Source organism: Trueperaceae bacterium (genome assembly GCA_031581195.1).
Lineage (GTDB): Bacteria > Deinococcota > Deinococci > Deinococcales > Trueperaceae > SLSQ01.
Map to the genome: position 1 here is coordinate 1 of JAVLCF010000137.1, position 5,522 is coordinate 5,522.

The window sequence follows — 5,522 nt, forward strand, 5'->3', positions numbered from 1 at the left end:
GGCGAGGTCGGCCTCGACGTCGGTCCAGACCGCCCGCAGGACGTCGAGCCCGTCGGGCCCGCCGTACAGCGCGCCGGCGGGGTCGTGCGCGACCTCCGGAGCCGCGCCGGCGCGGTCGGCGTCGGGGAGGTAGGGCAGGTTGGCGGCCAGCAGGTCCAGGCGCGGGGGGAGCGCCCGGAGGGCGGGGGGGTCCGCGCCGGCGCCCCGCACGAGCTGCACGCCGGGGGCGTGCAGGCGGACGTTCCGGGCGGCGACCGCGAGCGCGTCCGCGCTCGGGTCCGACGCCCACACCTCGGCGTCGGGGCGGGCGACCTGGAGGGCGACCGCGATGGCGCCGCCGCCCGTCCCGACGTCCCACACGACCGGCGCGACGCGGTCGCGGAGGACCGCGAGGGCCCGCTCGACGAGGACTTCGGTCTCCGGGCGCGGGACGAGCGCGCCCGGGGCGGCGACCAGGGCGAGGCCGTGGAAGTCCGCTTCGCCGGTCAGGTGCTGCAGGGGGGTGCCGGCGGCGCGCGCCGTCGTCACCTCCGCGAGGTGGCGGCGTTCGTCGCCGCTCAGGTCGCGGGGGTCGCTGAGGCGGGCGAGGCGGTCACGGCCGGTAATGAAGGTGAGGAGTCGGTCGGCGTCGACGTCGGGTGACGCGACGCCGGCCTCCGCCAGGCGGTCGCGGACCGCGCGCCAGGCGTCGTGCGGCCCCGCGGGCAGGTCCGCGTCGCGCGTCACCGGCGGTCAGTCGGCGCGGTCGGGGTCGTCGTCCTCGTCGTCGGACGGGCCGTCGGCGGACGCGTCGGTCGCGCCGACCGCCAGGTCACCCCAGAAGGCGTCGGCGGGGGCGTCGCCCTCGACCGCGGCGTCGCCCGCATCCCCCGCGTCGGCGGCGGCCTGGAGTTCCGCCGCGACGCCGCCGTCGTAGTTGGGGCGCAGCACGACGCGTCGGTCGCGGCCCGAGCCGGTCGATTCGCTGGCGACGTCGGCGTCGTCGACGACCGCCATGTGGATCACGCGACGTTCCGCGGCGCTCATGGGCTCCAGTTCGACCGGTTCGCCGTACTTGCGGACCTGGTCGGCGGCGGCCTGCGCGTCGCGGGTGAGGCGTTCGTCGCGGCGGCGCTTGTAGCCGCCGACGTCGACGTGGACGCGGACCGGCTCGTCGCCGGGCTTGTTCACGACCGCGTTCGCGAGCTGTTCGAGCGCCGCGAGGGTGCGGCCGCCCTTCCCGATGAGGCGTCCGGCGTCGCCCCCCTCGATCTCCGCGGCGACGTGCCCCTCGGGCGTCTCGTGCACCGCGACGTCGTAGGCGGGGTCGAGGTGCTCGAGCAGGCCGGCGAGGAAGGTGCGGGCGCGTTCGTGCGCCGGGGCGTCGTGCGGGACGTCGGCGACGGCGAGCGCCTCGCCGAGCTCCGCAAGGTCGGCGTCCGCGTCGGCGGGGGGGGCGGCCTCGTCGTTGCCGATCCCCAGGTCGTCGAGCATGCGGTCGAGGTCGTTGCCTTTGTCGTCGCTCAATCGCGTTCCCTCCCCGGGAGCGGTGCGTGCGCCCGGCGGGTCACCCGGAGGCGCCCGCCGCGGCGCCACGACCGCGTTGGATGAGCCAGTATTGCAGGACTTGGACGCCCATGGACACCACGAAGTAGAGGAGCACCCCTGCGGGGAACCCGAACAGGATGAAGGCGAAGACGACGTTGATGAGGATCTGTTGGCGGAGGCTCTGCGGGTTGCCGCGCGCGCTGAACCACGACATCGCGAACATCACCATCACGTACAGGATGGGCAGGATGAACGTCGGGTCGCGCTGCCCGAGGTCGGGCACCCACAGGAACCCCTCGCCGAACTCGAAGTTGACGAAGACGCGCCAGAGGATGATGAACAGCGGCATCTGCAACAGGATCGGGAGGCACCCGCCGGCGGGGTTGACGCCCGCCTCGCGGTAGAGCTTCATCGTCTCCTGCGTCAGGGTCTCGCGGTCGTCCTTGTGTTTCTTCTGCAGCTCCTGGATCTTGGGTTGCAGCTCCTGCATGCCGTACATCGATTTCGTTTGGGTGTTGATCAACGGCCACACGAGCGCGCGGAACAACAACGTCAGGGCGATGATCGACAGGCCCCAGTTGCCGAGGTAGTCGTGGAGCGTCTGCAGCACCCAGAGGATGCCGAGCGACAGGCGCCCGAGGATGTTCGGGTCGAACAGGCCGGGCATCTCGACGTAGCCCTCCTGCTCGTAGCGCACCAGCTCGTTCGGGCCGAGGTAGCTGCGGACGTCCAGCGACGCGGTCGCGCCCGCCGCCCCCCCGAGCGGCACCTGCAGCGCCATTTCGCGGGGCGGGAGCGGGAGCGCCTGCAGGTCGTCCTGCAGCGGCGCGCCATCCGCGGCGCGCTGGGGCGTGAGCACGATCGCGAAGGCGGTGTTGCGGTCGTTGTTCTGGAGGCTGGCGTAGCTGGGCGTGCCGACCGCTTGCGACAGCGGGTTCGTGGCGCTGGAGCCGTCCTCGCCGTAGCCCTGGCCGACCTTGAGGACGGGATCGTCGACGCCGGCGACGCCGGGGAACGACAGTTGCAGCGGGATGGCGTCGGCGTCCGCGGCGTCGGCCGCCGTGACGCGGGTGGCGCGCACGTCCAGGAGGACGGTGTGGCGGAGGTTGCTGACCTCGACGGTGCGCTCGACCTCGAGCGGGCCGGCGCGGTGGGTGAAGGTCCCCCGCACGACGTCCTCGTTCACGCGTTCCCAGGTCGCGGTCGCCGCTTCGGGCGGCAGGTACGCCCCGTCCAGCCGGAGCGCCGCGCCCGGCCGGGGTGCGTCGTCGGGGATCAGGTTCTGGCGTTGGTCGAGGTCGTAGTTCGAGAAGGTCTGGCCCTTCTGGGGTTTGGCGTACGCCGCGACGATCTCGCCCGCCTCGGTGAAGAACAGGTCGACGCCCTTCGTCGGGACGCGCGTCAGGGCGGCGTCCTGCAGGCCGCACCAGAAGGAGGGGCTGGCGCCGTCGCAGGACTCCGCGACGGTCTCGGCGTCGCGGAACTCGGCGAAGGTGAAGTCGTGCACGCCGAACTCCACGGCGTGCGCCGTGGACAGCGCGAGGGCCGCGAGGAGGGCGAAGGGGACGCGAAGGGTCACGATTCCTCCCGGAGGGGGGTCAGGGACGGGGCGCGGTCGAGCGCGGCACGGTCGGGCGCGGCGTGGGGCGCGACGGCGTCGCGGGGTGGGGGGACCGGATCGAAGCCGCCGGGGTGGAACGGGTGGCACTTCGCGACGCGCACCACCGCCAACGCGCCGCCGCGCAGCGCGCCGTGCGTGAGGATCGCGTCGTGCGCGTAGCGGCTGCAGGTCGGGTGGAAGCGGCAGGTGGGTTGCGGCTTCAGGGGCGAGATCAGGCGGCGGTACACGACGATCGGCGCGACCAGCAGGTACCGCGGCAGCCGCCGCAGGAACGCGAGGGCGCGGCTCACGGGAACGAACTCCGCTCGAGCGCCGTGCGCAACGAATCGCGCAGCGCGTGGTAGTCGGCGTCGGCGGCGGACGGGCGGGCGATCACGAGGAGGTCCACCCCGCGTTCGCCCAGGTCGCGGTCGGCCACGAGCGCGCGGAGCGCTTCGCGGAGGCGGCGGCGGACGCGGTTGCGGACGACGGCGTTGCCGACCTTCCGGCTGGCGACGATGCCGACGCGGAGGCCGGGCTCGCGGACCGGGCGCCACCGGACCGACAGCAGACGTGCGCCCCCCGAACGCCCCCGACGGAGGCGTTGGAAGGCGCGGTCGCCCTTGAGGGAACGGACGACGGTGGGCACGCCGTCTCCACGGACGACGTCAGCCGTCGGAGACGGTGAGGCGGTTGCGGCCCTTGCGGCGGCGACGCTTGATCGCGTTGCGACCACCGGGGGTGCTCATCCGGGCCCGAAAGCCGTGCGTCTTCGCGCGCTTGCGGCGGTTGGGTTGGTAGGTGCGCTTCATGCTCTCTCCTTCGCGGGTCGCGGGGCGCGGCGGCCGCCGGAGCCCGGGGCGGCGCGAACCGGCGCCACCCAGCAGGTGAGACTAGCATGCCGCGCGCCCCCGCGGGCAAGCGGCGCGCGGGCTCAACGGGCCTGCAGCGCCGCGGCGGCCTGCAGCAGCCGGCCGTCGCCGAGCGGGGGCGCCAGCAACTGCAGCCCGACCGGCAGGCCGCCCCCCTCGACGTCCGCCGGGACGCTGATCGCCCCGAGCCCCGCGAGGTTGGCGAGGACGGTGTCGGCGTCCCCGAGGTACATCGCGAGCGGGTCGTCGACCCGTTCCCCGACCTCGAAGGCGACGCCCGGCGCGGTGGGGGTCGCGAGGAGGTCGACCTGCCCGAACGCCGCCTGCAGGTCGTCGGCGACCTTCCGGCGGACCTGCAGGGCGCGCCCGTACCAGGCGTCGACGTGCCCGGCGGACAGGGCGAAGGTGCCCATCAGGATCCGGCGGCGCACCTCCCGCCCGAACCCCGCGCCGCGCGACGCGGTCGTGACCGCCACCTGCCCGTCGCCGTCCGCCCCGACCCGGACGCCCGCGATGGTCCCGTCGTAGCGCGCGAGGTTGCTGGCGGCTTCGGCGCTGGCGATCAGGTAGTACGCCGCGAGCGCCGCCGGGGCGGCGGGCACCGCGACGTCGCGGACCTCCGCCCCGAGCGCCTCGAGGCGCGCGAGGGTGGCGTGCGTCGCCGCCTCGACCTCCGGGGCGTTGCCCGCCCCGAACGTCTCCACGACCCGGCCGACGCGGAGCCCGGCGAGCGGCGCGTCGCCGCCCTCCGCGCGCGCGAGGTCGCGGGCGAAGACCGCGGGCACGTCGAGGCTGGTCGCGTCCTTCGGGTCGCGCCCCACCATCGCGTCGAGCGCCGCGGCGACGTCGCCCGCGTCGCGCGCGACGACGCCGACCTGGTCGAGGGAACTGGCGTAGGCGATCACGCCGGAGCGCGACAGGGTGCCGTACGTCGGTTTGAACCCCAGCACGCCGGTGAAGGCCGCGGGTTGCCGCACCGACCCGCCGGTGTCGGTCCCGAGCGCCAGCGGCACCGCGCCCCCCGCGACCGCGGCGGCGGAGCCGCCGCTCGAGCCGCCCGCGACGCGGGTCGGGTCGACGGGGTTGCGGACCGGACCGTGGACCGACGCTTCGGAGCTGCTGCCCATCCCGAACGCGTCGAGGTTCGCCATCGCGATGGCAATCGCGCCGGCCGCCTCGAGGCGGGCGACGACGGTGGCGGTCTCGGGGGGCACGAAATCGGTGAGGATCGCCGACCCGGCGCTCGTGCGGACGCCGGCGACGTTCAGGTTCGCCTTCACCGCGAACGGCACGCCGGCGAGCGGCGGCGCGCTGGCGCCCGCCGCCAACTGCGCGTCGAGGGCGTCCGCGGCGGCGCGCGCCCGGTCGTGCAGCAGGTCGGTGAAGGCGTTCGTGGTCGCCTGCAGGGCGTCGGCGCGGGCGAGGGCGGCGTCGACCTCGGCGCGCGCGGTCGTGCCGCCGGCCGCGACGGCGGCGGCGACCTCGGTCGCGCGGCGGGAGGGGTCGGCCATGCCGGCGAGGAT

At 75.2% G+C, this 5,522-nt stretch carries 7 protein-coding genes; all 7 read right to left on the bottom strand.

Annotated elements, in window-relative coordinates:
* The coding region (locus RI554_10310; GenBank protein ID MDR9392407.1) for a HemK/PrmC family methyltransferase at positions 1 to 726 on the bottom strand (726 nt) is incomplete at its 3' end.
* A 6-nt stretch (positions 727 to 732) separates the two neighbouring features.
* Complete coding sequence (locus RI554_10315; GenBank protein ID MDR9392408.1) at positions 733 to 1,506, bottom strand: R3H domain-containing nucleic acid-binding protein; 774 nt, start codon at positions 1,504 to 1,506, stop codon at positions 733 to 735.
* Positions 1,507 to 1,546: 40 nt separating this feature from the next.
* Positions 1,547 to 3,106 (bottom strand): YidC/Oxa1 family membrane protein insertase, encoded by a 1,560-nt coding sequence (locus RI554_10320; protein MDR9392409.1) that lies wholly within the window; start codon positions 3,104 to 3,106, stop codon positions 1,547 to 1,549.
* Entirely contained in the window at positions 3,103 to 3,408 is a 306-nt protein-coding gene (gene yidD / locus RI554_10325) for a membrane protein insertion efficiency factor YidD (protein ID MDR9392410.1), read from the bottom strand. The genes RI554_10320 and yidD overlap by 4 nt, the downstream gene beginning before the upstream one ends.
* 26 nt (positions 3,409 to 3,434) lie before the next feature.
* Entirely contained in the window at positions 3,435 to 3,776 is a 342-nt protein-coding gene (gene rnpA / locus RI554_10330) for a ribonuclease P protein component (protein MDR9392411.1), read from the bottom strand.
* Between the two features lie 19 nt (positions 3,777 to 3,795).
* Positions 3,796 to 3,939, bottom strand: coding sequence for a 50S ribosomal protein L34 (gene rpmH / locus RI554_10335; protein MDR9392412.1), 144 nt, complete (start codon positions 3,937 to 3,939; stop codon positions 3,796 to 3,798).
* 122 nt (positions 3,940 to 4,061) lie between these two features.
* A partial coding sequence (locus RI554_10340; GenBank protein MDR9392413.1) for an amidase family protein occupies positions 4,062 to 5,522 on the bottom strand: 1,461 nt, incomplete at its 5' end.

Coding starts and splice junctions, on each gene's coding strand:
- rpmH (MDR9392412.1), bottom strand. CDS start 3,939: ATGAAGCGCACCTACCAACCCAACCGCCGCAAGCGCGCGAAGACGCAC.